Source organism: Curtanaerobium respiraculi (assembly GCF_024609215.1).
Classification (GTDB): domain Bacteria; phylum Actinomycetota; class Coriobacteriia; order Coriobacteriales; family Eggerthellaceae; genus Curtanaerobium; species Curtanaerobium respiraculi.
Genome location: NZ_JANIPD030000007.1, coordinates 12,544 through 37,402 on the forward strand (window position 1 = coordinate 12,544; position 24,859 = coordinate 37,402).

Annotated in this window: 23 protein-coding genes; 1 reads left to right on the top strand and 22 read right to left on the bottom strand. The window is 61.3% G+C overall.

The window, feature by feature from the left end; all coding sequences use genetic code 11:
- Positions 1-193: 193 nt before the first annotated feature.
- The 10 genes from NOV21_RS03690 to NOV21_RS03735 all read right to left on the bottom strand — a co-directional run bounded on the left by NOV21_RS03690 (position 194) and on the right by NOV21_RS03735 (position 11,198).
- The gene (locus tag NOV21_RS03690; RefSeq protein WP_283171479.1) at positions 194-679 is read right to left on the bottom strand and encodes a DNA gyrase; all 486 of its coding nucleotides are present in this window, start codon (positions 677-679) and stop codon (positions 194-196) included.
- Positions 680-835: 156 nt separating this feature from the next.
- The gene (locus tag NOV21_RS03695) at positions 836-1,855 is read right to left on the bottom strand and encodes a VirB6/TrbL-like conjugal transfer protein, CD1112 family (RefSeq protein ID WP_283171480.1); all 1,020 of its coding nucleotides are present in this window, start codon (positions 1,853-1,855) and stop codon (positions 836-838) included.
- Positions 1,852-2,574 carry a hypothetical protein gene (locus NOV21_RS03700; protein ID WP_283171481.1) on the bottom strand — a complete coding sequence of 241 codons (723 nt, stop codon included), beginning with the start codon at positions 2,572-2,574 and terminating at the stop codon, positions 1,852-1,854. Before NOV21_RS03700 ends, NOV21_RS03695 begins: the two co-directional genes overlap by 4 nt.
- 13 nt (positions 2,575-2,587) lie before the next feature.
- Positions 2,588-4,303 (bottom strand): phage tail tip lysozyme, encoded by a 1,716-nt coding sequence (locus NOV21_RS03705; RefSeq protein WP_283171482.1) that lies wholly within the window; start codon positions 4,301-4,303, stop codon positions 2,588-2,590.
- Positions 4,300-6,798 (bottom strand): VirB4-like conjugal transfer ATPase, CD1110 family, encoded by a 2,499-nt coding sequence (locus NOV21_RS03710; RefSeq protein ID WP_283171483.1) that lies wholly within the window; start codon positions 6,796-6,798, stop codon positions 4,300-4,302. Before NOV21_RS03710 ends, NOV21_RS03705 begins: the two co-directional genes overlap by 4 nt.
- Before the next feature lie 34 nt (positions 6,799-6,832).
- Positions 6,833-7,255, bottom strand: coding sequence for a PrgI family protein (locus NOV21_RS03715; RefSeq protein WP_283171484.1), 423 nt, complete (start codon positions 7,253-7,255; stop codon positions 6,833-6,835).
- Between the two features lie 9 nt (positions 7,256-7,264).
- Positions 7,265-7,480, bottom strand: coding sequence for a hypothetical protein (locus tag NOV21_RS03720; protein WP_035097494.1), 216 nt, complete (start codon positions 7,478-7,480; stop codon positions 7,265-7,267).
- 186 nt (positions 7,481-7,666) lie between these two features.
- Positions 7,667-9,517, bottom strand: a complete 1,851-nt coding sequence (locus NOV21_RS03725; RefSeq protein WP_283171485.1) for a VirD4-like conjugal transfer protein, CD1115 family — start codon at positions 9,515-9,517, stop codon at positions 7,667-7,669.
- 6 nt (positions 9,518-9,523) lie between these two features.
- Complete coding sequence (locus NOV21_RS03730; RefSeq protein WP_283171486.1) at positions 9,524-10,294, bottom strand: hypothetical protein; 771 nt, start codon at positions 10,292-10,294, stop codon at positions 9,524-9,526.
- A 91-nt stretch (positions 10,295-10,385) separates the two neighbouring features.
- Positions 10,386-11,198 (bottom strand): hypothetical protein, encoded by an 813-nt coding sequence (locus NOV21_RS03735; protein WP_283171487.1) that lies wholly within the window; start codon positions 11,196-11,198, stop codon positions 10,386-10,388.
- A 413-nt stretch (positions 11,199-11,611) separates the two neighbouring features.
- Here NOV21_RS03735 and NOV21_RS03740 point away from each other — a divergent pair, with 413 nt between their 5' ends.
- Complete coding sequence (locus NOV21_RS03740) at positions 11,612-12,292, top strand: DUF3800 domain-containing protein (RefSeq protein WP_283171488.1); 681 nt, start codon at positions 11,612-11,614, stop codon at positions 12,290-12,292.
- A 125-nt stretch (positions 12,293-12,417) separates the two neighbouring features.
- Here the strand turns inward: NOV21_RS03740 and NOV21_RS03745 are convergent, their stop codons facing one another.
- The 12 genes from NOV21_RS03745 to NOV21_RS03800 form a co-directional block, all read right to left on the bottom strand.
- Entirely contained in the window at positions 12,418-13,224 is an 807-nt protein-coding gene (locus NOV21_RS03745) for an ATP-binding protein (protein WP_283171489.1), read from the bottom strand.
- Positions 13,225-13,239: 15 nt separating this feature from the next.
- Positions 13,240-13,755: a hypothetical protein gene (locus NOV21_RS03750; protein WP_283171490.1), complete on the bottom strand. Its 516-nt coding sequence runs from the start codon at positions 13,753-13,755 to the stop codon at positions 13,240-13,242.
- A gap of 8 nt (positions 13,756-13,763) precedes the next feature.
- A complete protein-coding gene (locus NOV21_RS03755; RefSeq protein ID WP_283171491.1) occupies positions 13,764-14,018 on the bottom strand; it encodes a helix-turn-helix domain-containing protein in 255 nt (84 codons plus the stop codon).
- Positions 14,019-14,178: 160 nt separating this feature from the next.
- Positions 14,179-14,496, bottom strand: coding sequence for a helix-turn-helix transcriptional regulator (locus NOV21_RS03760; RefSeq protein ID WP_283171492.1), 318 nt, complete (start codon positions 14,494-14,496; stop codon positions 14,179-14,181).
- Between the two features lie 77 nt (positions 14,497-14,573).
- Entirely contained in the window at positions 14,574-14,846 is a 273-nt protein-coding gene (locus NOV21_RS03765) for a hypothetical protein (protein WP_283171493.1), read from the bottom strand.
- A 576-nt stretch (positions 14,847-15,422) separates the two neighbouring features.
- Complete coding sequence (locus NOV21_RS03770) at positions 15,423-17,171, bottom strand: ABC transporter ATP-binding protein (RefSeq protein ID WP_283171494.1); 1,749 nt, start codon at positions 17,169-17,171, stop codon at positions 15,423-15,425.
- Positions 17,164-18,918 carry an ABC transporter ATP-binding protein gene (locus tag NOV21_RS03775; protein ID WP_283171495.1) on the bottom strand — a complete coding sequence of 585 codons (1,755 nt, stop codon included), beginning with the start codon at positions 18,916-18,918 and terminating at the stop codon, positions 17,164-17,166. Before NOV21_RS03775 ends, NOV21_RS03770 begins: the two co-directional genes overlap by 8 nt.
- 8 nt (positions 18,919-18,926) lie before the next feature.
- Entirely contained in the window at positions 18,927-20,423 is a 1,497-nt protein-coding gene (locus tag NOV21_RS03780; protein ID WP_283171496.1) for an ABC transporter ATP-binding protein, read from the bottom strand.
- Positions 20,420-21,211 (bottom strand): energy-coupling factor transporter transmembrane component T, encoded by a 792-nt coding sequence (locus NOV21_RS03785; protein ID WP_283171497.1) that lies wholly within the window; start codon positions 21,209-21,211, stop codon positions 20,420-20,422. Before NOV21_RS03785 ends, NOV21_RS03780 begins: the two co-directional genes overlap by 4 nt.
- Positions 21,212-21,237: 26 nt before the next feature.
- The gene (locus tag NOV21_RS03790; protein WP_283171498.1) at positions 21,238-21,849 is read right to left on the bottom strand and encodes an MptD family putative ECF transporter S component; all 612 of its coding nucleotides are present in this window, start codon (positions 21,847-21,849) and stop codon (positions 21,238-21,240) included.
- Positions 21,850-21,969: 120 nt separating this feature from the next.
- The gene (locus NOV21_RS03795) at positions 21,970-22,923 is read right to left on the bottom strand and encodes a helix-turn-helix domain-containing protein (RefSeq protein WP_283171499.1); all 954 of its coding nucleotides are present in this window, start codon (positions 22,921-22,923) and stop codon (positions 21,970-21,972) included.
- 1,260 nt (positions 22,924-24,183) lie between these two features.
- Positions 24,184-24,615, bottom strand: coding sequence for a helix-turn-helix domain-containing protein (locus NOV21_RS03800; protein ID WP_283171500.1), 432 nt, complete (start codon positions 24,613-24,615; stop codon positions 24,184-24,186).
- Between the last annotated feature and the right edge of the window lie 244 nt (positions 24,616-24,859).

Sequence of the window (24,859 nt, forward strand, 5' to 3'; positions counted from 1 at the left end):
CGGTCTGGTAGAAGTCGAAGCGCGCTCGCCCGAGTCTACGAGCGTCGCCTCCGCCGCGTACGCTTCCTGCGTCGACGCGGACAACGCGGCAAGCACTCCCGAGAGCGCGAGGGCCAGGGCGAGCGCGAGCCTGAGAAGCTTTTCCTGGATGCTCGCCTGGTCTGTTGTTGTTTCATGCATTCCCGCGACCTCCTTATCGGGACTGCGCGTCAAAAGGGATGTCGCGGTCCGCGAGCGCGGCCGATGCGCCGCGGGCGTGCTGCGCACGGTCGGCCAGGGGTTGCTGCTCGCGGTTGCCCAGGTACTCCTTGCGCACCAGATCGAGGGCATCCTTGATCTGCGCGGGCATGACCTTCACGGTATCCTTGGCAGTGCGCCCGGTCGCCTCGTCGATGACCGGGTTGCCCTCGGCGTCGAGGATGGATTTCTGCAGCCAGATCTGACGGTCGGTGAGCAGGGGGACGTCGACGTAGTTCTCCCCGCGGTACTTCGATTCGTTGACGTAGAGCGGGCTGAACTGGTAGTAGCTGACGTCGGTGCCGTCGATGACGGTGCCCTTGGGCAGGGTCACTGAGTTGAACGTCTTCGTCTCGCCCGACTTCGCATCGGTGTACTCGATGTCGGTTCGGACGAAGTTCTTGTGGAGCGTGATGTAGGTGTTCTTCTTTTCGTTCGGCATAGGGAATGCTCCTTCGCATCTATGGGGTCGGGAGTGTTCGTGGAAGCGCCCCGCCCCGCCGGTTTCATATGGTCGGCGGCGTATTGTTCCATGGCCCCGTCGCCCGGGGCCGCTCGCTAGCACATCGTCACCACCTCCTTTCCGGGGTCCAGCACTCTAGAACCCGCTCACGATGTCTCGCGCCCACGAGCCGCTCTTCGCGAGCGACAGGATGAGCAGGATGCACATGGCCAGGTACTGCAGCGCGTAGGTGAGCCCGTTTGCCACGCTGTCGATGGGCGTGCCGGAGGCGGGGCTGGCGCCCGTGAGCCCACCCAGGATGATCGGGAACGAGATGAGCAGAATCAGGATGATCAGCCCCGCTATGCACACCGCCGTGAAGTTCTTCAGGTACCCCACCCCGATTTGCCGCGTGTCGTCGAGCGCCATGAGCGACAGCGGTATGGGGCTGAACGCCGCCATGATGTAGAGCTGCAGCGCACGGGCCCAGCAGACCACGAGGGAGACGATGTAGGCGATGAGCACCACCAGCCAGCTGATGAGGCTGACGACGAGCATGGCGATGAGCGCGGGGATGTCGTCGTCGGTGGTGACGATCGAGACCGTCGCCAGGTCGAGCTGGCCGCCTGTTCCGAACGCGTTCGCAGTGCGCTCGATCGCGAACCCCACGACCTCGTAGATCGCCTGCATGAGTTCGAAGCTGTTCTGGATGAGGAACAGGAACACCGCGAAGAAGACGAGCAGGAACACGACTTCCTTCACACCGGGCAGGCTCTGGTTGCCGTCCATGCGCTGCGAGATCTGGATGAGCTTGATGGTGAACACGAGCGAGAGCACCCCGCAGCCGATGGGCAGGATGGCCACCTGCCAAACCGTGTGCGATATGTCGTACATCGAGACCGTGCCCGACGTGGTGAGCATGTTCTGGAAGTCCGCCCCGAGGATGCCCTCGTAGCCGATGGACTTCAGCACGTTCACCTGTGCGCCGAAGATCCAGTTGCAGACGTCGCGCAGGATGCCGCAGAGCCATTTGTTGATGTCGCCCGCGATGTCGGCGTAGGCGGGCTGGGCGGGCACCAGCAGCAGCGCCAATAGCGCGAACGCCGCGATGCCGGCGAGCCCGAAGCGCCTGTCGCGCACTATCGCCCCGAGCGTGTCGCGCGCGGCGGCGATCATGACGCCACCAGCTCTCCGGCGGCGTTCAACGTGACGCTCACGACGGATGCCGCCCCGTCGTCGACGGCGAACGTCGTCACCTTGCTGCCGCTCCTGTAATCGATCCAGACCTCCTTGGTCCAGGTCGCCTTGGTCGCGTAGGGCGATTTGGAAGACGCCCATTTCGAGATTGCCGCGGCGAAGTCGTCCTGGCTCTTGCCGAAGGTGCTCGTGAGGTTGCCATCTGCCCCGGTGATCGCGATGGACGCGTCGCCCGTCTTCATGGAGTAGTCGGTGGAGAGCGCGTCGCAGACGAGCCTTGCCTGCCCGCTGCCCTTGGTCACCGCGAGCGCCGCCTGTGTCGCCTGGCCGCCCTTGTCCTTCGACACGGAGAGCGTCGCCGTGATCCCGGTTTCCGTCTCGACGACGTCGCTCGCGTCGTAGTAGAGGAGGGTCTCTGCGGACTCGGTCTTCTCGATGAGCACCCCTGGCATCACCGTTAGCGTCGACTCCCCGTCGTCCGACCTCCACGTGGTGTTCTCGATCCCGGAGAGGTCGCTGCCTCCTTCTGGCTCGGGGTCTTGCTGCTGGGGCTGCTCCATCGCCGGCGGTTGCTCCGGCCCCGATGCGCCGGGCTCGGCGGCCTCCGGGGCGAGCGAGCAGCGCGCTATGCTCGATGCGACGAGCAGCGTCACCGCCCCGAGCGCCAGCCCCGCGATGATCTTGTTCTTCTTTTCCATGTTCGGTGCCTTTCTATCCCGTGTACCTGAGGGCGCAGCTGAAGTAGCCGATGCCCGTCGAGATCTTGCATACGTCTCCCGTATGCGGTTCGTGAATGTACTGGTCGCCGCCGATGAAGATGGCGACGTGGCCCGGCTTGTAGAGGATGTCGCCAGGCTGCGCCTGCGACAGGGGCACGACCGTGAGCTGCTCGTACTGGGTCTCCGTGTAGTGCGCGATGCTCACTCCCGCCTGTGCGTAGCAGTACTGGGTGAGCCCGGAGCAGTCGAGGCCGACCCCGGGGGTCGAGCCGCCCCATACGTAGGGCACGCCGAGCTGGCTGTACGCCGCGGCGACGATCTTGTTGCTGCCCGAGTAGGCGGCTCCCGTGGCTGTGAGCTTGTCCAGGTAGTCCTTCGCGTACTCGATGCGCCGGTCGAGATGGGCGTACTGCCCGTTGGCGGGCCGTTCGTAGCACGCCATCCACGAGTAGGTGGCCTTGACCACGTCGTCGGCCTTTTTGAACCCGCCGGCCTCGTAGTAGGCCCCGTCTGTGTAGCCCGGGCAGTTGGAGTAGTAGCCGCTCCTTGCGAGCGCCGTGCCCCAACGAGAGGACCACGTTCCATCGCAGTTCCCGGAGAAGGTCCATTCCATCTGGGCCTCTACCGTCGACCACGTCTTGCCGTTGGCTGAGCACCACCGTTTGAACGCCCAGTACTCGCCGGTTCCGGGTGACGTCGACGTGTACTGGAAGATTCCGCACGCGCGCTCGTAGGCGTAGTTGAACTGGCCGTCCATGTTCTCGTCGCTGGCCGGGTCCATGCCGCTCTCTGCCTTGAGGTTGCCGAGGATCGCCGCCGTGGACTCGTTGGAGAAGCCGTATCCCTTCAGCGCCGCCGCGATTTCCGCCTCGATGCCGGTGAGCTGCCCCGTGTCCTTCATGGCCTCGTTTTCCCAGAAGCCGAAGAGGGCGCTCACGAGCTGCGAGACGAGCAGGACGCCGAGCACGAACGCGAGGACCCCGGCGATTGCGCCTGCCACGGGTGCCGCGGCGCTCGCGACTGCGGTGCCGACGATGGCGGTGGATGCCGCGTCGCCCGCCGCGCCGGCGGCTTGGCCCGCCGTTGCGGCGGCCGCTTTCGCCGCGTTCGCCTGGGCTGCCGCCTGGCCTTTCGCGGCGGTTTCCCTTGCCGCTGCCGCCTTCTTTGCCTTTGACGCCTTGGAGGCGGTCGCCGAAGCCGATGCCTCGTGGGCGCCGGCGGATTTTGCCGATGCGGTTCGGCGCAGGCGCGAAGCGACGCGCCTCGCTGACACCGACTTGTCGTATGCGCTGCCGACGCCCTCGAACTCGGGCGTTTCGTCCAGCTCGTCGACCGCCGTGCCGACCGCCGCGTCGGCGATCCCGGTCTTGAAGGCGCCCGCGGTGGTCGGGGAGGGTTTGCCGCCCCTTGCGAAGGGGCGCCCCACCCCGCCCTTCTCGGGCACGGGTCCGGCTGTCGCGCCGTTCCCAACGGTTTCCGAGCAGCCAGCAGATGAAACCTTGCCGGCGTTCGCTGCGCCATCGCCGCCCTTCGTTACGGAGGTGAGGGCGCTCGCACGATCGGACGCCGACGAGGACGGCGACCTGAGCGTCGATTTCGATTGCCCCGCCGCGTCCTTGACCACGCCGCCGTTGACGACGTTGGCGCGCTCGGCGGATACGACGTCGGCCATGCTGCCGCCCTCGTATGTCACCGTCGCCGCGCTCACTTGCTGCCACCTTCATCCTGTTGCGCGCGTTTGCGCCTGCGGTTTCGACGATGAGCCCCGCTGCCAGACCCTTGCTTGTTCTCCTCGAACTTGGCCAGGCGCTTGAGCTCGGCGACCTCGGTGGGCTTCGTGTTGAACAGGTCGTAGAGCCCGCCCTTGGGGAAGTTGTCCCGTATGGGCACCCGCACGCCGCCGGCAACGAGGAGCCCCTCGCCTGCCTTTATGGAGTCGTCGATGTAGCCCGCCTCGGTGTCCGAGAGCGTGAGCAGGTCGACCCAGCTCCTCCTGTCGAGCGGGGACTGCTTGTGGAGCAGGCAGAAATCCGAGTTCAGCACCATGTTGCGGGCGACCTCGTGCGTGAGCATGTAGGTGGAGTTCTGCGTGATGCCCGTACAAATCAGGTTGAACTTGCGGCCCTCCGCCCAGAACTTGCTGAAGTAGTCGATGATGGCAGGGTGGCCGAAGAGCGACTGGACCTCGTCGATGTAGAGCCAGGTGGTGACGCCCCGCTCGAAGTTGTAGTACATGCGGTTGCGGACCGCCTCGAGCGCCGTGAGCATGCCGAACACGCGCATGTTGCTCGAAAGGTCGTGCAGGTCGATGTTCGTGATGCGGTTGTCGAAGGCGACGTTGCTCTGCCGGTTGAAGAACGACAGCGCGCCCTTCACGAAGCGCTCGTAGCGAAGCGCGATGTCGCGCGCCTCGCGCTCGGGCTGCTCGGAGAGGATCGCGTAGAAGTCCTCGAGTATGGGCACGCCCATATCCGCCCGTGAGTACGCGGCCTCGACGCAGCGCGTGATGATCGACTTGTCCGCCTCGGGCAGGCCCTCGGATCCTTCGGCCATCATCGCCGACGACAGCGCCAGGAAGGCGTCGATCTTGAACGCCATCTGGACCGCGCTGTTGCGGCTCTCAACGTCCGAGAGGTCGAAGGGGTTCATGTGCTTGTCGGAGTCGGGCGCGAACCTGATGTTCTCGCCCTCCACGGCTTCCACGAGCGTGCCGTACTCGCCCGCGGGGTCGAAGATGATGACCTCGTCCTCGGGGTACGCGAGCACCGTATTTGTATTTGTGATCTCGCGCTTCACGGAGAACGACTTTCCGGAACCGGGCATACCGCAGACGAAGCCCATGGGGCTCGCCAGCAGCTTCCGGTTGCAGATGACCAGGTTGCCGGATTGCTTCGACTGGCCGTAGTAACCGCCGCCCGCCTGGTTGAGCTCCTGACTGGCGAACGGCATCTGCATGGCGACCTGGCCCGTGGTGAGGAAGCGCCCGACGTCGAGGTGGTTCATGCCTAGCGGGAGCACCGAGTTGATGGCCTGCTTCTGACGGTAGTCGAGCCCGACGATGCCGAGCGAGTTGCCCTGCGCCACGCTCACTACCTGGTTCACCTGCCGGTCGAGCTCTTCCAGGCTGTCGGCGTACGTGTATACGGTCCCGGTGTAGCGGAAGAGCCGCTCGTTCTTGTTCCGCAGGAAGTCGAGCAGCTCCTCGGCCTCCTCCTTGGAATAGCGCAGCTCAGGCGGCAGGATCGAGTAGTCGTAGCCCTTCTTCACCGCGGTCATCTGCTCGTCGATGATCTCCTTGTCCATCCAGTCGAGCTGGCGCTTCACCATGGCGAGCGCGTCAGACTGGTTCATGGGCGCCAGGTGGATGGTGACGACCAGCGGTATGGGCAGATCGATGATCGATGCGACGTAGCTGTCCTCGAGCACGGCACCGAAGTCCCTGATGGAGAGCACGCTGCCGAACACGCCGTCCGATTCGAAGACGTCGGCGCGGCCGGCGGGCGCGAAGTCCAGCAGGTTCGGTGCGATGAGGTCCTTGGTGCGCATTCCACGGAACTGGGACAGCTTGTCCCAGTCGAACTCGAAGCGCTTGTGCGGGCGGATCACGGAGTCCACCGCTCGCAGACGATCGGTGCCGTCGAGACGGGAGACGTCGCAGCGAATGCGGTTCAGGCTGGCAGTGACGTCGCCCCTTATGTGCGCCAGCTTCGGCACGGCGGCGTCGACGTCGTCCGCTTCAACGACGTAGGTGAGGTAGCGGTGGCGCTCCAGGTTGGATACGCCCTCCCGCATCTTGTCGTTGAGGATGCGGTTGTACTCCGCGACCAGCGGATCGGTCTTGCCGCCGGTCTCCTCGAAGAAGCGCTTGTTGCCGATGAGGTGCCTCGGAATGGGAGTGTTGGCGATGGTGAGCTGCACGGACGAGTCTGCGCCGAAGTAGTTGTAGACGCTCGAGAGCACCGTGAAGATGTTCTCCTGGGTTTCCTTGCGCGCGCTCTGGTAGCTGATGTCGGAGAATTCCAGCGTCTCGCTGAAGAGTCCCGGGTGCACCTGGGCGATGCCGTCTTTGAACATGGCGTCGTAGCCGATGTAGTCGACGATGTCCTTTGCCCTGGAGCGTTTGCGCGATTCGCGTTTGCGGTGCTCTTCGCGTGCCTTTCCCTCGTCGGCCTTCTTCCTAGACGCGCCGAACAGGAGAGCCATGGTCGACGTCCTCTTGGCCGGGGCTGTGTTCTTCTTATTGCGCATTGTTTTCGCTCGGCTCATAAAGCTCGCCTCCCTTCTTCTTGAAGTTCCTGCGCTGCTTGTGCATCGCCTTGGTCCGCTTCGGCGCCGGAGCCGGCCAGGCGACGGCCGCGCAGGGGCGGTACTGCATGTGCTGGACGTTGAGCCGGTGATCGGCGAGCAGGGGTAGGAATTCCTCGAGTTTCATGTCGAAGGGCCGCCAGAAGCCCGCGAGCCAGAACGGCAGGGCGGCGGCCATCACGGGCAGCGTCGCGTTGGCGACGGGCACCCCGAAACCGAAGTAGACGATGCATGCGGCGGCTATCGCGGAGGCGAAACCGCCTGCGACGCAGACCAGGGTCCGGAAGCTCATCTTCCCGACGATCTTCTCCTGGTACTCGCCGATGTCCTTCTGTATGGGTATCTGAAGTGACATTCGCATCACCTACGCCGGGAGCCAGGACGTGTCGAGCATCCCGAAGTAGACGGCCGCGGCGATGATGATCGCGCCGCCGGCGATGGTCGAGATGGCGCTCGCGATCTGCGACCCGCCCTGCTGCTCGCGAATGGCGAGGCCCAGGGAGACGGCGCCCCAGACGACGAGGAATCCGCCGAGGAACGTCACGCAGCCGGATACGAGGCTGATGATCTGTTGAAGCATGTTTGCGCTCCTTTGCATCGGGCGCGGGATGGGGTTTGAAGTGGAAGTGCCCCACCCCGCTGGGTGTTAGAATTCTCACGTGGAGCGTTCGCGCTCCTTTGCATCGGGCGGCCGCCCGGACCCGGGGAGGGTGGAAGCTCCGCGGGCCCTTCGCGCATCTGCGTGGGCGGTCGCCTCTAGGCTCTTCTAGCCGGCATCTTCGGCCCCTTTCCTCGTGGTCCAGTAATCGCCGAAATCGAACCGCTGCCCGTACTTGGCCCCGGCATGTCCGGGGTCCACGAGCTCGTAGCGGGGATGGCCTTCGAGCTTGTACTTCTTGTCACGCACGGGGTTAGCGCCCGCGATGAGCACGATTGCCTCGTCGCGTGGGAGCCTGCCCACTTCGCTGGCCTGCATGAGGTCGCGTTCGGCCGTGTTGTAGTTGCGGGTGGACGAGGAGTGCGATCCGCGCGTGTCGTTGACGGTCAGCGTCGAGAGCGTCTGCTTGCCGATGGCCTTCGAGATTTCCTCGTTGGTCTCTGTCGACTTGCCGCCCAGGAACAGCGTGATGTCGCAGTTATCGCGTATGACCTGCGACTTCTCCTTGTCGTAGTTGGCGGCGAGCTGGCCGGATGACTGCAGGATCACCTCGCACGAGATGTTGCGGCTGCGCACGACGGCGATGGTCTTGTCGAAGTCGGGAATGTGGCCGGCATTGGCGAACTCGTCGAATATGAAGGTGACGTGCGTGGGCAGCTGGCCGCCGTAACGTTTGAGGGCGGTGTTGCACAGCACATCGAGCGTCTGCCACATGAGGATCGCGAACAGGAAGTCGAAGGTCGAGTTGGTGTCGGACATGCTCGCGAACACGGCGTAGCGCTTGCCGGGGTCGCCGAGGCGATCGACGTCCATCTCGTCGCGCGAGAGCAGCTTCTTGACTTCCTTGATGCAAAGCGGCTTCAGGCGCACGTTGCAGCTGATGATGATGGACTTGAGGGTCTTCCCGGCGGCAGTCTTGAACGCCTTGTAGTTGGACAGCCCGAAGTCGTCCTCCGGCGCTATGGGGTCCCCGGTCGTGATCCAGCGGAATGACCCGCCCCCGTCGTCGAAGCGGCGGCGCTCGCTGTCGAAGGGTTCCGCCGCCGAAACGTTCACGTAGCGCCTTCCTGTCTCGAGCTCGTCGAACAGCGTATCCAGCGGACTACGGAACGACTCGTCTTCCTCACGCGCCTCTGCGAGCGCCAGCAGCGTGAGCAGTCCCGGGATGTTGCGATTCTGCGCCGGGCAGTGGTCGATGAGGTAGGCGATGAGCGCCGTGTAGAGGAGACGCTCCGCGTTCTCCCAGAACGGGTCGCCGGAATGGTCCTTATCGCCCGTGGTGTTCTTGATGAGGCACTCGACGAACGTGAGTATGTCCGCCTGCGTGCGCACGTACTTGATGGGGTTGTACTTGTTTGACTGGCCGAAGTCGATGGTGCTGAACTGCCTGATCTCGTACCCGGCGTCGGCGAACATGTGGCCCATGTCGCCGATGAGCATTCCCTTCGGGTCCGTGACGAAGTAGCTGGCGTTGAGCTGCATGAGCTCGGGCTTCACGTGGTAGCGCGTCTTGCCCGATCCGCTGCCGCCGATGATCTCGACGTTCTTGTTGCGGTCCGTCTTCTGGGAGAACGACTTCGGGACCAGCGCCACCTTGCAGTTCTGCGTGAGGATGATGTTGTTGTCGGCGTCGGAGGCGTCCTCGAACATGCGCATCTCCTTCCTGGTCGCCCAGCGCGCGCTGCCGTGCTCCTCGCCGGCGCGGCGCTCTCCTGAGTTCACCAAGTGGCGCGCGTACGCGAGCCATACCGCGCAGACGAGCAGCAGCCCGACCGCCAGGGCGATCGGCTCCGCCGTGGGAGTGCCTCCGGAGGCGATGTACGCGGGTATGGTCGATATCGCCGCCGTCAGGTTCTCGACGGGGTTTCCGGGCATGGACATGAGGTTCGACGCGTAGAGGTCCCCTGCGATGAATGCGACGGGCGTGGCCGCGGTCGCCGTGATGAGTGCCGCCTTCATGCGCGCCTACTTGCTGCGGTTCTGCGAGAGGTGGATCTCGCGGTCTGCGGTCTTGTTGGCTTCCATCGCCTTGGAGGCTGCGCGTGCTGAGGCGGCCCGTTGCTCGAGCGGCTCGGAATCGCGGTCGAGCTTCAGGAAGCGCCCGTACTTGTTGAGGATCTCGTTCGCGACGCCGATGGTGAGAGCGGCTCCCGCCGTCTTCTCGAGCTCTTCCTCGGGAATGACGTTGCGGGCTTTGAGCGAGTCGATGTAGCCGCGCTGCTTCTCGGTCGCCGGGGCATCCAGGTCCGGGCCTTTCGCCTTGGGCTTCTGCTGCCCTTGACGGCGTTCCGCCTTCTCGTCTCGGGCGTGCTCGCGCTCGGGGATGCCGGCTTCCCTGGCGTGCTCTTTCTCTTCGACGACCTTATTCTCGAGCTGATGGAACACGTCGGCGATCTCGTGGACGTCCTTCGCCTTGAACACGAGGAAGTCGCTGCCGGCCTCTTCTGCGAACACGTGCTCGATGCCGCGCGACGCGAGCTCGCCGCTTATGATCTCCTTGAGGGATTTGTACTGCGGCAGCTCGGCGAAGTTCTTCATGTCGAGCTTCGCCCATTCCCTGACGTCCGACGTTGCTGCCGCCTTCGCCTCGCCGTCGATGCCCTCGCGCGCCTTGCGGAACGCGTTCGCCAGTTTGTCGGCGCTCTGGAGCATCGCCTGCTCGCCCGCGTCCTGGCCGATGCGCAGGAGCCAGTCGAACAGCTTCTCGCCGCTCTCGTCGCCGAAGTCGCTTGCCATTGATGCCGTCCTTTCCTCGTTGCGTGTCGCACTGCGTGTCCCAGTGCCCCTGAAACGCCGGCAGCCCCGGGATCGGGGCTGCCGTTTGCTGCTATATCTGCCGGGTTTCAGCTTCCCGGTTCCTCTCGTTGGCGGGAGCCGCCTTGCTCGCCGCCTTCGCGTCCGCGATCTTGGCTTCGAGCGGCTGCATGTCGCGGAACCTGCGCGGGTCGTGCACGTCGTTCTCGATGCAGATTGCCGCGGCGTTCTGGAGCGACTTGGCGGCGTCGAGGGCGCTCTGGATGCCCTCTTCGCTCGTGATGATGCACTTGCCCTCGCGGTCGAAGATTTCCGCAGTGAAGCCGTTGCTGCTCGGGCGCTCGTACACCGTGAGGGCGTAGTCGCCCATCTGGGCGCTGAAGCTGCGGCACGCGCGCGGGATATGGTCGAAGTCCATGTCCACGGTCTTTGAGAACCCCCAGTTGGGGCTGTCCTTGGGCAGCGTGTACACGAGCTTCTTGCACTGGTCCGGCGTCGCCATCTGCATGGAGCGGATCGCGTTGGTGAAGCGGTCGCCAAGCGTGCCGGCGCGGTAGTTCGCCGACGGCTGGAACGACCAGCTCTCGAAGTCGACCCAGTCCGACGCGTCGCCCTTGTCGCCGACGCGCTTGAGGGTCCACCACTCGTCGCCACCGTCGACCTGCTGCACAAACGCGAGGTCGTCGTAGAGGAATCCCTGGCGGATAGACCAGTTGCCGTGTGCGAACGTGCTGCGGAGCTCCTCGAGGTCGGCGCACTCGCTGAATTCGTAGGGGTACTCTTCCAGGAACGGGTCGTCCTGCCAGGGGTAGCCGTCCTTCATGACCCAGCCGCTCTCCTGGCACTTCTCCATGAGGGAGCCGTATGTTCGCTCGTCGATCCTCATCGCCTTGACCTCTTCCGCTTTGCTTCCGTTTCCTCCGGAGCGCCCTGCGCGCATGCGTGTCGCGCAGGGTCTGCGGAGGGGGTCGGCGCGGATGAGTCCGGTTCAATTCGATGTGCGTTTAGCTCTCCCGGCCGCGCCTGCAGCCAGTAAAGCAAGAACCCTCCCGGCCGTGGGCGGGGAGGGTTCGTTCAGGTTCCCTAGGGGGTCTGCAAGTCGGAACTTTCTTGACTGATGCTATTCTTGACTAGGGGTGAAGGGTTCCAGCCTATGCAAGCGGTTCGAGGAAACCGTTTCCCAGCCGTCGGTTTACTTTGACGGCGGCATCGTGTATAAAGATGTTGGTGGTTCCGAAAGGGACTACTTTCAAGAGCCGGGGGTAGTCCCCCGGCAATTTTTATATACGGAGGTAGCGCGTGCGAGAAGGCTCCATATCGCTTTTCTGCGACGAGAGCGGCAATGTCGGCAAATCGTCGAAGTACTACCTCGTGACCCTCGTCTTCCACGACCAGAGCGACGATATCTCCGGCCACCTCGCCAAGTACGACGCCGTGCTGAAGCAGTCCGGGATCCAGGACGTCCCGTTCCACATGACGCCGTTGCTGCGCGCCCACAACCAGTACAAGGACCTGGACATCCAGACTAGGAAGCGGATGCTGTCTAAGTTCTCCATCTTCGCCCAGCACCTGCCCTACGAGTACCACACCTTCTCGTACCGGAAATCGGAGTTCGCGACCGACGACGAGATGTTTGCCCGTATGAGGCGCGACCTCGTCACGTTCCTGTTCGACCACCTTGGATATCTTCAATCGTTTGACCAGGTAAAACTCTATTACGATGACGGGCAGGACGAATTGAACAGGGTGCTGCATTCCGCCATCGAGTACGCGATCTCCAAGGAGGCCTACATCTACCGGGATGCACGGCCCCAGGACTACCGTCTTGCCCAGGTTGCGGACTTCGTGTGCGGCATCGAGCTCACTGAGCTCAAGTACGCTGCCAAGGAGGCAACGGCCACCGACGAAACCTTCTTCGGCGGCAGCACGTCGTTCAAGAAGAACTTCCTGAAGCAGGTGCGCAAGCATCTGCTCGCGTAAGGCATGACGCCACGTCAGCGCGCGATGCCTGAGTGGAATCTCGAGATCCTGGCCAATAAAAAACATGCGGCTGAAGGCGCAAGCACCCGCAGCCGCTAAAAGCCGTTTGGCTTTTCACAACACCCCTATCCTACCACGCCCTTCCCCCGACGCCGCCGGTCGGCATGCTTGAGCACGACGACGTCGCACATCTCGCTGATGCGCGATACGATCGCCTTCGCGCTCTCCGCCTCGCCGCTGCGCGACATGCGGCGCTCGAGGTCGGGGAGGGAGTACTGCGACGTGAAGATGGTTGGCAGCATGTTCTCGTAGCGACTATTCACAACCTGGAACAGCGTCGTGACCGCCCACTGATTGGCGTTCTCCTTGCCAAGGTCGTCGATGATGAGCAGGTTCGCGTTGCAGAAGTCGGCTGTGCCACGCGTGGGCTGCCCGTGCTGGTTGCTGTAGATCTGGTCGAGCATCGTGAGCGAGGTGACGATGAGCACGGAGTAGCCCGACCAGATGAACGACTTGGCGATGGCGCTTGCCTCGTAGGTCTTGCCCGCGCCCACGCCTCCGACGAGGTAGAGACCCTTGCCGCCCGCATCGGCGAAGCCGTTGATGTAGTCGATGCACGGCTTCTGACTCACCTTGGCGTCGAGGTATTTGCGCCCGATGCCCGCGCGCCTGCATTTCGTCACGATGGCGCGCCGTGCCGCCTCCTCGCGTGCGCGCTCTTCCTCGGCCTTGATGCGCTCGTGCTCCGCAGCTTGGCCATCGCAGTCGCACTGGGTGGTGATGAACCACCGGACGACGCCGTCACTCCCGAGCCGCCCGAGCTGCTCCAGGGGCTTGCCGCAGAACGGGCAGGGCTTCTCCTCCTGTGGCTCGAACGCGAGCCCCTTCTCCTCTGCGTCCTGCATCGTGTAGAGCTTGAAATCGGCTTTCATGTGGTTAGTCCTTTTCTATTCGAAGTATTTGTTATCGGCCTTTGCTATTGGGTGAACATCCTTCAGGGGAGGCTCTGAAGCTTCTTCAGAGCTGGCGGCATCCGGGCCTGCAGCTTCTGCAGAGGCGCCCCACCCCGCCGCTGAACTTCCTTCATGGGGTGGAACTCCTGCATCTGCAGGTTCTTCAGACCTCAGAGGCAAGACGCCAGCTTCTGCGAGCGGCCCGTACGCCGGCTTGTAGCACTTGCTGCCGATCTCGACGGCCTCGGCGCAACGCGCCGTCTCCTCAATCAGCCCCTTCGCCTTCAGCCGCGCGACCGCATCGAAGACCGCGCGGTCACTCACGCCGAAGAACGCGGCTGCGCTGTGCTTGCTCTCGAAGTACTCCCGACCCGCCTGGTGGAAGCCGAAGATGCGGGCGTAGACCGCCAAGTCGGTGCCCTTCAGCCCCAGCTTTTGGCCCATGAAGTCCCAGACCGTGACGAACGAGCGGCCCGAGAGGTCGAATACGGCTTTGGCGGGTCTTGCCATCTCCCGTCCTAGAGGTTCTCGTCAACGGCGCAGCACTCGAGCAAGTCCTCGATGTTCTTGCGCGTGAAGCGCAGGGACTGTCCGATGCGGACGCCGCAGAGCGCGCCGTCCTTGATGAGGCGGTAGACCGTCGTGTTGCTAACCTGCAGATACTTCGCCACCTCGGAGATGGTGAAGAGCGGCGGCATGCACTCGAACTTTCCATGTCCGCGGTCCTCGATGGCCTGCGCCATCGCTTCCTCGATTTCCTTGTTATCCCGCATTCGCATACCTTGCTTTCTGCTGACGCCCGCTGCACGGCCGTGGCGGCAGGCTGTTCGATTTGTCGTGTGCACGGCGCCATTTAATCGGTTTGATTCGCCGTGCAAGCCGAAGGGCACCCTTTCAGGTGCCCTAGGGGGTCTGTAAGTCGGAACTATTTGATCAGGCTTCGGGATAGCTCTCCTCCGGCAGGACGGTGAAGCCGCGCAGCCATTCGATGAGCTCGTCCCGGAGCACGAACGACCCGCGCCCGCCGTTCGGCCACCTGCGAAGCGGCAGCGGATTGCGCGGTCTCTCCGCATAGGCGTAGACGCGCTTCTTGCTGATATGGAGCAACCGGGCGACCTCGTTAGGGGAGTAGGCGTCCTGGGGCAGAACCGGCTGCTGCACGAGCCGCATGACGAAGAGCGCGTTTCCGGAGCTCTCGCCCTCGACCTTCATGTCGGGAATTTTGATGGTGGGTTCTCTCGCGTCACTCATGCTGCCTACTTCGTGCAGTGTGTGGGAATCGACGAGGAACGTCGTCGCTTTTATTTTGCACGCAAGGAGCAGTGGCGTCAGGCATCATCGTCGTGATCCTTACCGTCACTGAACCTGAACATGACCAAGATGGTATTGCGCTTCACCCACCCCGCTAACTCGGGTCTGCTTATGAACATCCCGCGCTTGGAGTTCTCGAAACATCGGAAGGGCAGAGGGTCGTTCCTTCTCCTCGCAAGGCTGCGCACCTTCCCTTCGCTCGTAAGGAGCAGGGTGGCCACATCTTTCACGGTGTAGAAATCCTTTTGTGGTACATGGGGTCTGTCATCGCATCTCAACGTCTTTGCCATCGGTTCGCCACTCCTTCATCTCGCAATTTGACACGCGGGATGAGCCGGGGCTTGGTACATTCTCTGAGAGACTCTCGGTCCGCAGACCTTCAGCAGTTCGAGTGGCGGGCTTGACGTAACGCCGTCGCTTAGGAATCGGGCGCACATCGACTTGCATCGTGGTGGGTCCCAGCCGATAGGGTCCCGTCGCGGATCACGTGCAGCCCCCACGTATGCAAGGCAAAATTCCATTAGCCCTCCAATGATCGCCATCGCTCGAATAACAGGCACGTCGGCATCCAAGCCAGCCTATGCTTCTCGCTCTGTTCATACGACAGACGACGAGTTATTGAGCTTCAGAGAGGGCGTATCCCTTCGCCAAGCGTCGCTAAGGAGCATGTCCCACATTTCTCCATCAAGGACTGAGGCTTAGGGCGCGGCAGTGCAGGTCGCAATATCTCAGAACTCGGATCACGTTCGGTATCGGCCTCAGACAGGTGGTCTTCAAGAGAAGGCACAGGGCCCACCGCGCGCCTGCAGCGGTAGGCCCTGTGCCTTTTTCATGCCCGGCGGGCGCATCTGTTTGCGGGCTTCCCCCTATCGTCCGAGCCAGCTCGCGTTCTTTCCCTGTACCTCGACCATGTCTCGGTAGATGCCCGCAGCTGCTGTGAGTTCTCCGTGGGTGCCGCCCTGCGTGATGCGTCCCCCGTCGATCACCAGAATCCGGTCCGCGCTCCTGATGGTATTCAGGCGATGGGCGATCACAAGCAGGGTCTTGCCTGCACACAGCTCGCCTATCGCCTGCTGGATGGCGCCCTCATTGTCGACATCGACGCTGGCGGTGGCCTCGTCGAGGATGACGATGGGTGCGTCCTTCAGGATGCAGCGTGCGATGGAAATACGCTGGCGTTCGCCTCCCGAAAGAGTGGCGCCGCCCTCGCCGACGACGGTATCGTAGCCGTCGGGCAGCCTGTTTATGAACTCGTGGCAGCATGCCTTGCGGGCTGCGGCCTCCACCTCCTCGCGCGTGGCGTCGGGGCGCCCCATCAAGATGTTGTTGTAGACGGTGTCCTGGAACAGGTAGACTTGCTGGAACACCATGCTGATGTTGTCCATGAGCTCTGCAAGCGGCACATCGCGCACGTCCAGGCCGCGTACCAGCACCGATCCCCCACTCGTGTCCCAAAAGCGCGCCAGCAAGTTCGCCATCGTGCTCTTGCCGCTTCCGGAGCGGCCGACTAGCGCGTACATGGTGCCGGGGTTCTGCGCGAAACTCACGTCGTGGAGCACCTCGTTGTCGCCATAGGAAAAACTCACGTTCTTGAATTCGATTTCCGGCGTTCCCCCTGCCGACTCGCTCGGCAGATGCTGTGCCCCCTCGTCCGGCAGCTCAGCTTGCCTCATGACGTCTTCGATGCGATCGAGGCAGCTGTTCATAACCGTGAGGCGTGTCGTATCGCTGTTAAGTGCCTTGATGGGCGCGAACACGTCGAAGACGAAGAGCATGAGGCCGACCGCAAACGGCCCCGCCATCAAGCCTGCGTCCTGAAGGGCGATCGCCGCGACGAGAATTGCAACGGCGCCGATCGCATACAGCAGGTACAGAAGGCGCTCCCACGTCGTCTGATGGTGCTCGAATGCGATGTTCTCCTCGCAGGAGCGGTCGAAGTTTTTTCTGAGCTCGGCAGACTGCGCGCCCAGGAGGTTGTATGCCTTGATGATGGGCATGCCCTCGAGGTAGTCGATGACTGAGTTCGTGAGCTTCTCGCTCTGCTCTTGGCGCGTCGCGCTGTCAGCTAGGGCGCTTGTCCGTGCATGCCTTGCCATGGCAATGATCGCCAGAAGGATCACGAGTGCGAGCAGGGCAAGCCAGGGGCTCACCCATGCGAGCATGATGAGCATGATTGCCTGGGTGAACATGTAGCCCATGAGGTCGGCGATGGCGGTGGTCACGGTTTCCTCGATGAAGACCATGTCGGTCGATAGCACCGAGCTGATCTTGCCGATGGTGCCTTCGGTGAAGTAGCCCATGGGCATGCGGCGCAGATGCGCACCCAGCTCCATGCGCTTGTCCGCCATGATCAGGTAGCCGGCGCTTGCCTGCAAGCGGTCGGACGCGTAGGCGCAAAGCGCCTGCAACGCCAGGCACACCGCCATGGCTACCCCTAAGTTTATGCAGAGCTGCACATCTGTGGTGCCTTCGTAGAAGCCGATGAGGCTAAAGAAAGCGAGGGCGATGGGCGCCTTGGAAAGCAGCGAGCGTAGGAAGGAGAACACGAACGCAACTTTGACGCGTCCGCCATAGGCGCTCGCGAGCCTGAAGAAACGGCGAATCAGCTTAATCATGGTTCTCCTCCCCGCGTCTTGTGGACACATGCCATGCCGAGCTGGAACATGATACCTTCCAAAGCGATTGGTATCTCTCGCAGCGGTCCAGCAGCTCCTCATGGGTACCGCTGTCCACTATCTGGCCAGCGTCCATCACGCAGATCTTGTCGGCACCGACGATGGTCTGCAGGCGGTGCGCGATGACGACAACCGTTTTCCCCTCGATGACCGAGGCGATGGCGCGTCCCATGCGCTCTTCGTTCTCTGGATCCATGAAGGCGGTCGCCTCGTCGAGCACCACGACAGGCGCGTCTTTCAGAAGGGCCCGCGCAAGCGAGACGCGTTGACGTTGGCCGCCCGAGAGGAGCTTTCCTGAATCTCCCGCATTCGCGTCCAGACCGCCTGGCACCCTCGTTAAGAATTCGTCACATTGGGCGCGACGGGCGGCTTCTTCCACTTCCTCGTCAGCCGCATCGGGCCTTCCCATGCGGATGTTCTCGCGCAGGCTCGTGTTGAAGAGGAACTGCTCCTGGCTCACATAGCTGATCTGCGCGTTCAGCGCTTCGAGGCTCATGTCGCACAGGTCCTGCCCGCCCAGCCTGATGGCGCCACCGTTGACGTCGTAGTAGTGAACGAGCAGGCGCGCCAGCGTGGACTTGCCGCTTCCCGATTCACCTACCAGTGCAACCGTGCTGCCCTCGGCAATGTCAAGGCTCACGCCGTGGAGCACCTCCTCATCGACATAAGAAAAGTGCACGTTGTCAAAGCGGATGCTGTGGCCGTTCCCAGAGAAGGGCGCATTTGTCTGCTTGAGGGGCTCTGCATCGATGGCGGACTCAAGCGCCTCAATCTTGTGGTTAATCTGCGGCATGACGGATATGAAACTCATCGCGCGCATGAGCGGCGCACCGATTCCGAATCCCAGGCACAGCACCAGCACAAGGTCGGGCAGCGTTGAGAACCCTTGGAGCACGAGCCAAGAGCCCACGGGCAGGGTGACCATCGCCACACACGGCAGGATCGACCCATAGAGCGCCATCCATGGCCAGCTCGCGCGGTACCAGTCGATTGTGAGGTCGCGGTAGGAGCGGATGTCGTCCTCGAAGCGGCGGTAGCTCTCGCCGTCGCGATTAAAGACCTTCACCACCTCCATGCCGTTCACGTACTCGATGATGGTGGCGTTCATCTTCTGGGCGCTGCCGTAGTAGGCTCCCATGCGGCTCATGCCCACCTTGTACATGATGGAGCTGCACAGGATTCCCAAAGGGAGCGAGCACAGGCCCAGCAGGGCGAGCTTCCAGTCCACGAAGAACATGGCCGCGTAAACCACTATCGGTACGAGCAGGTTGGCGAGACCTTCGGGCAGGGCATGGGCAAGCAGGAGCTCGATGCTGTCGACGTCATCGACGAAGAGTTTCTTGAGCGCACCCGTGCCCTTGTCCTGGATGGTGCCCAGCGGCTGGCGCTCCAGCTTGGACTGCATGGCACAGCGCAGGTTGCGCAGGATGTGGAAGGCGGCGTCGTGCGAGATGCTCAGCCCCCGCACGTAGAGAAGCGCATGGAAGATACCGCAGATGAGGATGGCGAGCACCCAGGGAAGCGCTGCGGCGACGCTCAGGGGCTCATGCCCCAGCAGAGGACGAATGATCTGGAACAGAAACGCGTACTGCGCAACATAGGCGATGAGCGCGACGAGCATCGCTCCCATCGCCGCGTAGGTGCGGCTTTTATACGGGCCTGCATAGGCGAATACGTTTTTGAACATGGCTGATTTCAAAACTCCTTTACATGTTGTGGCACATGCCTTGAGAACAACGCTGCGACTGCCTCTTGTCCCGTTTGGACATTCAAGTCTGCCTGCAGCCCGCCACCGGCAAGGCGGATAGCCCGCGTACAGCAGCGCGCCACGAGCTCGTGGTCATGTGTGATGACGAAAACGATCCGACCATCGCCTGCGAGCATACGGATGAGCTCTGCCACGTGCTTGAGATTCAGCCCATCAAGCCCACTCGTAGGCTCGTCGAAGACAATGATTTCGGAGTGCTTCATGAGGGCAGCGCCAATCGTCACCCGCTGCTTCTGCCCGCCGGAAAGCGATGCCGGATGGCGGGACTCAAGTCCGGAAAGCCCCAGGCGCTCGCACACTTCTGCGGCACGTGTTTTGGCGTCAGCTTCGTCTTCTGTCCCGAGCAGGAGCTCGGCTTCCACGCTTTCGCCAAACAGCTGGTAATCGGCATCCTGCATGACGAAGTACGACGCCTTTCTGAGCATCCGGGCGGTCATGCGCTTCCCGTTGAAGCGGATTGCGCCTTTAGTGGGCTGCCGAAGGCCGCAGAGTATGCTCGCGAGCGTGGTCTTCCCCACGCCGTTTGCTCCGACAAGCGCTATCACCTCGCCGCCATGCGCCTGCAAGCTCACATCCCTTAAGACTTCGTGCCCGCGCTTGTAGGCGAAGGACAGCCCAGACACGTCGAGATTGGGGAGTTCTTCAGTGGGCTTCGCCGACGCTCGAATGCTCTCGATGGCATGTTCAGGCGACGTCTGCCTCAGGGAGTACCGCTCGCGCTCGGCGGCACCGAGCGCGAGGAACTCGCCCCGTGTCAGTTCCGCTACATTCTTCCCACCTGACATGACGACGGCACGATCTATGACGCCGGCAAGGTACTCGAGCCGGTGCTCGACGATGACGATCGTGCGTCCTTCACGTTTGAGCTTTGCGAGCACTTGAGCCAACTGCCCGGTCGCCGCAGGGTCGAGGTTCGCCGAAGGCTCGTCGAGCACGAGGATGGGCGGGGAATAGGCATGCACGGACCCGATGGCGATGCGCTGCTTCTCGCCGCTCGACAATCTGAAGATGCTGCGTTCGAGGAGCCCGGACACGTCGAGTGCGCAGGAGGACAGGGCAATGCGATCAAGCATCTCATCTCGGGGCATCCCCATGTTCTCGCAGGTGAACGCCATCTCTGACGTCGTGTCGGTGGTGAAGAACTGCGAACGGGGGTCTTGGAACACGTTGCCCACGGTTGCAACGAGCTCTTCGACGCCCATGTCGGGCACGCTTTTGCCGCCGAGCTCAACAATCCCCGTCATCTCGCCTTCGAGGAAACGGGGAATCAAACCGCCGATAAGGCGTGCAACCGTTGTTTTGCCGCTCCCGGAAGGACCGCATACCAAGACGCACTCTCCCTCGGAAACCCGAAGGCAAAACGAGGATATGCTGGGCACATCGGCTCCTGCATAGCGAAACGTAGCGTTTTCAATCGAAATCATGCGATCACCTGCCAAATCACGATCTCACCGAGCGATGTCGTGTTGACGAAGGCGACGAACGCCGCAAAGGCGGCAAGCGCAAAGAAGGCGGCGACGTCCTTCCAGCGCATTCGCACATCACGCACGCACGTGCGCCTTCGCTCGCTTTCGATGCCTCGGCTAACGGCAGAAAGAGAGAGTTCGTCTGCAACCTTGAGACAGCGCATTAGGAGCGGCACCATGAGGTGTTCGAGCGCGGCGAGCGGCCTTCGCAGGGCGCCTATGCCCGTGAGCTCGGACCCGCGCATCCTGAGCGCATCGCGTATGTTCGACGTCTCCTTGCCGATGGTGGGGAGGTAGCGCAGGGCTACTGCGAGGGGGATCGTCACTTCTTTGGGGAGGTGCGCACGCTCCAGCGCGCATATCAACTCGCCCGTGCGCGTGCCCTGAACGAACCATGCAACCAACAGGAACACGGGGATGAACTTCACGAGCGTGAAGCCGACAACTAGCAGAATTGTCGAGAGAAGCGGTAGCCGATAGATGGCGGAAAGCGCCAGCAGGAGATTCATGCCCGCGTAGATGGCGAGCGCTGTGCCGGCTGCTCGGGCGCTGCCGCCCGCTGCGGCGAGCATGAATGCCTCAGCAGCAATGATGAGTACGATGACCTCGCTTTTTGCTATGAGGCACAGCGTGCTCGTGACAATCACGATAGCGAGCTTCGTACGCGGGTCGAGACCTCTCACGCCGCTCGGGATGGTGGATATCAGCCGCCGCGCCTCGTCTGTGCTCTCTGCGTTTTCCGCCATGCTGCATGCGCTCGCTTCTTTAGGCGCTACTCTTCGACGAGGCCCGCACGTACAAAGTGCTTGCGCATCACCTTGCGGCCGATGAGGCCGCCGGTGAGGGCGAGCGCTACGCCGACGACTACCATCACGAGAAGCATCGGGTCAGAAATGAAAGAGTTGAGGGTGGCGCTGTACTCAGCGGGAATGCCGTTGCGCTGCATCGTCGCATTAAACGCATCGCGCAGCAGGACGATGGCACCGCTGTAGCCGAACGAGAGACCGGCAACGCTCACCGCGTAGCTCGCGAGCATGCGCTTCGGACTGCGGGGATTGCCCCACATGACAACGTCCGCGACGACGCAGGATACGAAGAAGCACAGTACGGTGAACCAGAATGTGCCCATTACCAGGAAAATTAGGCTGTAGACCACGCCCGAAATCGTGAATACCCCGCGCTTGGGAACTTTGGCGAGCATCAGCATGTAGATGATGCCATTGGGAATTGCTGCCAGCACTGGGTAGAAGGGGTTCGTGATGGGGGAAAGCCCGCAGACGATTCCTATCACCATGCAGACGACCGCCGCTGCAGCACCGAGAATACCGACAAGGACGAGATCTTTAACCGACAGTCTGTCGACAGCCCTTTCAACATGGCTCATAGAGGCCTCCTTGGTTCGCTTGAACTATTCGGTCTCTATTTGACTGTTTTCAATGGGTTGCATCAGCCGAAAACGATTCAAAATTAGCCCGAATTCGGTATTTCATCGGGGCGACTTCGGTTAAATGGCGCTTGGAGAAACGCCGTAGCGCTCTTTGAAGGCCTGTGAGAAATGGCTTGGATTCGCATAGCCTACAGTCGCTGCTGCCTGCGCCACGCTCATTCCCTGTGCCTCGATGAGCGCACGAGCCCATTCAAGCCGGCACGAAATCACATATGTATGGATGGTGATGCCGTAGGCCCGCTTGAAGGCACGCGAAAGCTTCGACTCACTCAAGCATGCCATTCGGGCGAGCTCGGGGTATGTTGGCGGGTCGATAAGCCTGGAATCGAGAATATGCTTTGCCTGCTCCACGGCTTCGTAATCCGACTTGGAGATGCCATTGCTTTTCCGATGGGCGTTGATATCGAGCATGGCGACAATCGAGGCGAGCAATTCGAGGATTTTTCCCTCTGCGTACAGTTTGCCAGCGCAGCCAATGAAGACGTTGTGCTGTAAAGAGGCCAAGGATGATCTCATGGCAGGGGTCATGGGCGCCTCGAACCCGTCCGCGCCCTCTAGAATGGTTCCGATGTCGCCATCCGCATCGCTCCGGCCCATCCCGCCCAAGGGAATGCAAAGGCTGACGAAGTCGTATTCTAGGTTTTGAAGATAGCAGATGCTGTGGGACCCCCTGCTTCCAGACTGTATGAAGAGCGAGTCGGTATCAACCGACTTGGCAACCCGGCGGGCGGCGGGACAACCGGGAATCCATTCGACTCCTGCCCCGATGCAGAATCCCACATTGACCGATCGAGACGGCCCCTCGCCAGAGAAGCTCATGTTTCTTGAGAATAGCATGCGATGCTCGCACGCAGCGATGGAACCCGAGGTTCCAAGCGAACAGATGCGGCCAGCGCCTACATCTTGCGGAATAGGGAAGTTGATCCAGCTGCCTGAAACCGCATCTCGATGGGCCGCGTATATCGTGTCACGGCTCTCAGAAAGCCGCGATGTTGTTTGCCCTTTGTTCACGTGCTTCGAACCATACCTTCGCTCGCTAAAGTTAGAACTACCTAACTATTTTTTCATTGTATCGCAGTATCCTCATTACCCTGGCTCTCGCTTTCGGTCAGTCCGATTCGAAAACACGAGAGAATCCTTACCGCATCGCTCCATCACCCTTCGCACTTCTGGTGCTCATCGGCCGCAACGTCAACTCATCCGGACCGTAAAAAGCGGGCGGGAACAATCCGTGGCCTATTCGGAGACACGGGTGTTGGTTCATCCTGATCTATCAGAGAATGGAGCGTGGCCTGCTGAAAATCGAATTTCGGCTACACTGACTTGCCGAATACAGAGCATTATCAAATCTCTGGCAACCACCCAAAAAAACGGGAACAGTTAAGCCGAAAATAACCCCTTTGGCGATGTCTATCAGGGGAAATCCGGTCCTCGCACCAAGATTTCGAGAACGCCTGCACCAACGCCACGATGAGGTCGCAGAAACAGCAGGGAGCAAGGAGGATCAGGACCTGGACAACAGAGGCGTTCCAAATCGCAAGTTCTAGGAAGTTCATGCGCAGGACCGGGGCGTGCAAAGACTACGACAAGATCGCGCGAATGATGGCTTGCGGGTTTTGCTTGATTCGGACGAAAACGAGGATTGCCAAGCCACCGGCGATTACTCCCGATGGGAAAACAGGGAGTAATCAAGCCCGAGAAGCACGTTTTCCCAGCAAAGGTGCAATTATTCTTCTCCGCCCGAATCAACGGTTGATTCGGGATTGATTCGGACGAGGCAGCACGGGGCGAACGAAGTGACACGAGATGGAATCAGGTAAGACCATGCGGACAACTGCAACGATTGAGTGGGAATAAATACCGATACAAACTCGTATCGGTTCGTGACAAAGCGACGCCCCCTGAAAACACCAGTTCAGGGGGCGTTTTCTTATGTCTTTAGCACGGATTAAACAAATCGTATTACGCCTTTTCTGGCGACAATATGACAGTTGATTCCACGACAATCGTAATAGGTTTTGAGGTGAAACAAGTCTTTTAACTGGGAAAACGCGTTGCCTGCAATCATTCCCCATGAATAATGAATCGATATAAATTCGTATCGCTATCTGCGGTTACCCCAAACAGACCACCAAACCATGCACTACTAATGGAACGATACGTTTTCGTATCGGTACTATCATTTACCGGCAAATCATCTTCTGTCGCAGTTTTGTCACACTGAAAAAGCCCTGCTGAGCAGGGCTTCGCTAATTTAAAGCGCATCAATCGCTACACTTTGAAGGAATCTTTCCAGGCGAAGTACTCGCTCTCCGTGATCTCTTCATCTTCGTGGTCCCTGCGGCTTCTGTACCAAGCGCGAAGCGCTTTTGAAAGCAATTCCTGATCTGGGGCATCAGAGCCATCGGGCATGGCAACGACGACCATGCCATCGAGTTTGATGGGTTTGATGCCGAACCTCTCCTCGATATCGAAAAGCGCCTGCATCGCCTCATCAACAGTGCCAGCACAGTCGGAAACCAACGCCTCCCTGCTGACCCCGAGCTCAGCAGACAATGCATCTACAGTCGGGTCCTTGGGATAGCGCTCCCCGGCTTCATACTTCCTCAGGGTAATCTCGGAAACGCCTATGATCTCGGCAAGCTCCGCCTGCGACAGCCCCTTCGCCGCCCTCATCCTCTTGAGATTCTGCGCGAAACCCACCCGAGCCTCCTTGGAACTGTAATACCGAATATGGATTCGAGGGAGAATCCTTGTCGATACAAAATTGTATCGCTAATCTAATCTCCTGTATACAGATACAGAATTGTATCGGTAACTGAAAGGAGACCAGCTATATGAAGTCAAGACCTGATTAGAGATTTTTCAAAGTCTCTAGTTTTGTTTGGATTTGCACTTTGACAGTCGAATATCGAATGCTTCTGGGCGCAATGAACCGCATCGCGGA